A 3,465-nucleotide genomic window follows, 5' to 3' on the forward strand; every position below is an offset into this window, starting at 1 on the left:
ACCGTGCTCGTCGCCGATGAACGCCGGGTCGCGCACGACGGCCCGGTGGAATGGGATCACCGTGGCCAGACCCTCCACCTCGAACTCGTCGAGTGCTCGCCGCGCCCGCGACAGCGCCTCCTGCCGGTTCGCGCCGTGCACAATCAGCTTGGCCAGCATCGAGTCGAACTGGCCGCCGATCACCGAGCCGGTTTCCACCCCGGAGTCCAGGCGCACGCCGGGGCCGCACGGCGGATGGAACTTGGTCACCGGGCCGGGCGCGGGCAGAAAGCCCCGCCCGGCGTCCTCGCCATTGATCCGGAACTCGATAGCGTGCCCCCGGGGCGTCGGATCCTCGGTGATGTCCAATTTCTCGCCGTTGGCGATCTTGAACTGCTGCAACACCAGGTCGATGCCCGCGGTCTCCTCGGTGACCGGGTGCTCGACCTGCAACCGGGTGTTGACCTCCAGGAACGAGATCAGGCCATCCTGGCCGACCAGGTACTCCACGGTGCCCGCGCCGTAGTAGTGGGCTTCTTTGCAGATCCGCTTGGCCGACTCGTGGATCTCCTTGCGCTGCGCGTCGGTGAGGAACGGCGCCGGCGCCTCCTCGACCAGCTTCTGGAAGCGGCGCTGCAGCGAGCAGTCACGGGTGCCGGCGACGACGACATTACCGTGCTGATCGGCAATCACCTGCGCCTCGACGTGGCGGGGCTTGTCTAGATAGCGCTCCACGAAGCACTCACCGCGACCGAAGGCGGCGACGGCCTCGCGGGTAGCCGACTCGAACAACTCCGGGATCTCGTCGATGGTGCGCGCCACCTTCATGCCTTTGCCGCCGCCGCCGAACGCCGCCTTGATGGCAATCGGCACTCCGTACTCTTTGGCGAAGGCGACCACCTCGTCGGCGTCTTTGACCGGGTCCGGCGTGCCGGGCACCAAAGGGGCTTGGGCGCGGGCGGCGATGTGGCGGGCGGTGACCTTGTCGCCGAGGTCGCGGATGGACTGGGGGCTGGGTCCGATCCAGATCAGGCCGGCGTCGAGCACGGCCTGGGCGAAGTCGGCGTTTTCCGAGAGGAAGCCGTAGCCGGGGTGGATGGCGTTGGCGCCCGACTTGGCGGCCGCGTCCAGCAGCTTGCCGAAGTCGAGATAGGACTCGGCCGAAGTCTGCCCGCCCAGTGCGAACGCCTCGTCCGCGAGGCTGACGTGCGGCGCCTCGGCGTCGGGTTCGGCGTAGACCGCCACGCTGGCCAGGCCGGCATCCCGGGCTGCCCGGATCACCCGGACTGCGATCTCGCCGCGATTGGCGACGAGAACTTTGGAGATCCTCGAGCTGGCGTGACTGGGCACCTGCGCCTCCTGTGCTGACGTCGTCTGCGTCTCTAAGAGAATTTCTTACTAGTCTTTGCCGGGAAGTTTATGCGCCGCACCGTCAGCCCAGTCACGCGGTCCCGGTTCAGGCCGGTTCGCGCAGCCGCCGTTTAATTCGGGCGAGCATCGCCGACATACCCCGCAGCCGAAGTGGGCTGATCAGGGCGGCCAGCCCCAACTCCGTATAGAAATCCTCGGGCACCGCCAGGATCGCGGCGGCGGGTTGCTGGTCGAGCCCGGTTGCCAGGATAGAGGCGAACCCGCGGGTGGTTGGCGCTTCGGCCGGCGCGCTGAAGTGCAACCGCACCCGCTCGGGGTCGCTCGCGTCGACATGCAAAAACAGCGGCGACTGGCACTCGGGCACCGGCTCCATGGCCTCTTCTCCGAACTCAGCAGGCAGCGCTGGAAGCTCATTGGCGAATTCCAGCAACAGCTTCAGCTTGTCCTGGCCCTGAAGTTCGGCGAAGTCAGACACCACTTCGGCCAGCGGCGCGGGCAGAGTCATCTCGTGGGTGTGGCTCCCGGATCTTCCCCGGCAACGATTGGCACCCGCACGGTGTTACCCCACTCGGTCCACGAGCCGTCGTAATTGCGTACCCCAGGCTTGCCCAGCAGGTGGGTCAGCACAAACCAGGTATGGCTGGATCGCTCGCCGATCCGGCAGTACACCATGGTCTTGTCGTCGGGGCTCAGAAAGCCGTAAAGCTCTTCGAGTTCCGCCAGGCTGCGAAACCGTCCGCTCTCGTCGACGGCCTTACTCCACGGAATCGACCGGGCGGTGGGGATGTGCCCGCCGCGTAGCACGCCCTCCTCAGGGTACTCAGGCATGTGGGTGCGCTTGCCGGTGTATTCGTCCGGTGACCGCACGTCGATCAGTGGCTGGTCGCCGAGGATGGCCAGCACGTCGTCTTTGAACGCGCGGATGGGGGCGTCGTTGCGCGCCACGACAGGATAATCGGTCGATGTCTTGGTCGGAACGTCTAGCGTGGTGTCCCTGCGTTCGGTGAGCCACAGGTCGCGCCCGCCGTTGAGCAGGCGCACATCGGGGTGGCCGAACAAGGTGAAAACCCACAGTGCGTAGGCTGCCCACCAGTTGCTCTTGTCGCCATAGATCACCACGGTGTCGTCGCGGGCGATGCCTTTGCTGTTCATCAATGCAGCGAACTGCTCGCCGTTGATGTAGTCGCGCACCAGCGGGTCGTTCAGGTCAGTATGCCAATCGACTTTGACGGCACCGGGAATGTGGCCGACGTCGTAAAGCAGCACATCCTCGTCGGATTCGACGATTGCTAGGCCGGGAGCGCCCTGGTTGGCAGATAGCCAGTCGGCAGTGACGAGCCGTTCGGGGTGGGCGTAGGCCGACAAGGTAGGACTCGGATCTGCGGGTAAGGGCACGGTATCGAGCCTACCGCTGACCGCGTTTAGCTCAGAGCCGCCAGGCCAGAGCGAAGCGGTCCTCTACAGCGATTACCCACGCGCATTTCGAATAGCCGTGTCCCCCAATCGGGGGACACGGCTATTCATCGCTAGTTAACCGTTTGGTGGACAGACCTTGGCTAGTTCGACACGGAAGATTGGAGGCCAATTGCCGCACGGGACGCACGGCACAGCACTTCGGTATGCATCGCTCGGCGACCATTCGAGTGCGGCTACCACGGGAGAGGGGGTGAATCATGTCGCATGAACTACTGTTCGCAGAGGAGGAATTCTGCGTCGCAGAGATTACTTTGTCGGTTGACAGCATCAACGCCTGATTCGCCGGCCATCCAAAGAAGCCGTGCGTATGCGGCAATGGTGCCGGGTGGGGGTCCCGCTAATTGGGGACCCCCACCCGGCACGCCGCGGTTCTGACGTCCGGCGCTAGCACCACGCGAGCAATTGTGCAGCGTGTGTCGTGTACCCAGTTAGGCGAATCTACGCGCGACGACTCAGCAAGATCAACGCAAAGCGCTCAACGACGACAAAGCGGACAGTGGCGGTTTCGTCGAGGGAGGAAGTGGCACAGCTTATGGCTGTGGCTCGCCCGGAGGCAGCTTATCCGCCCGAGCAGCAGGAACAAACCGTGCCGGACTGCTGGGGCAACCGCGCCGCATTGACATCCCTTACATATCAGTC

The 3,465-nt window shown here is 64.8% G+C and carries 3 protein-coding genes; all 3 read right to left on the reverse strand.

Annotated elements, in window-relative coordinates:
• On the reverse strand, positions 1-1,329 hold a 1,329-nt coding region (locus tag F0Q45_RS24995), incomplete at its 3' end, for an acetyl-CoA carboxylase biotin carboxylase subunit (protein WP_149656443.1).
• Between the two features lie 106 nt (positions 1,330-1,435).
• Positions 1,436-1,855, reverse strand: a complete 420-nt coding sequence (locus F0Q45_RS25000) for a SufE family protein (RefSeq protein WP_149656444.1) — start codon at positions 1,853-1,855, stop codon at positions 1,436-1,438.
• On the reverse strand, positions 1,852-2,745 hold the full coding sequence (locus tag F0Q45_RS25005) for a sulfurtransferase (RefSeq protein WP_149656445.1): 894 nt from the start codon (positions 2,743-2,745) through the stop codon (positions 1,852-1,854). Before F0Q45_RS25005 ends, F0Q45_RS25000 begins: the two co-directional genes overlap by 4 nt.
• Positions 2,746-3,465: the final 720 nt, after the last annotated feature.

Origin of the sequence: Mycobacterium simiae (assembly GCF_008370645.1) — a bacterium.
Lineage (GTDB): Bacteria > Actinomycetota > Actinomycetes > Mycobacteriales > Mycobacteriaceae > Mycobacterium > Mycobacterium simiae_A.

Excerpts from the sequence above, each read along its gene's own strand:
- F0Q45_RS25000 (WP_149656444.1), bottom strand. The coding sequence starts at position 1,855 with ATGACTCTGCCCGCGCCGCTGGCCGAAGTGGTGTCTGACTTCGCCGAA.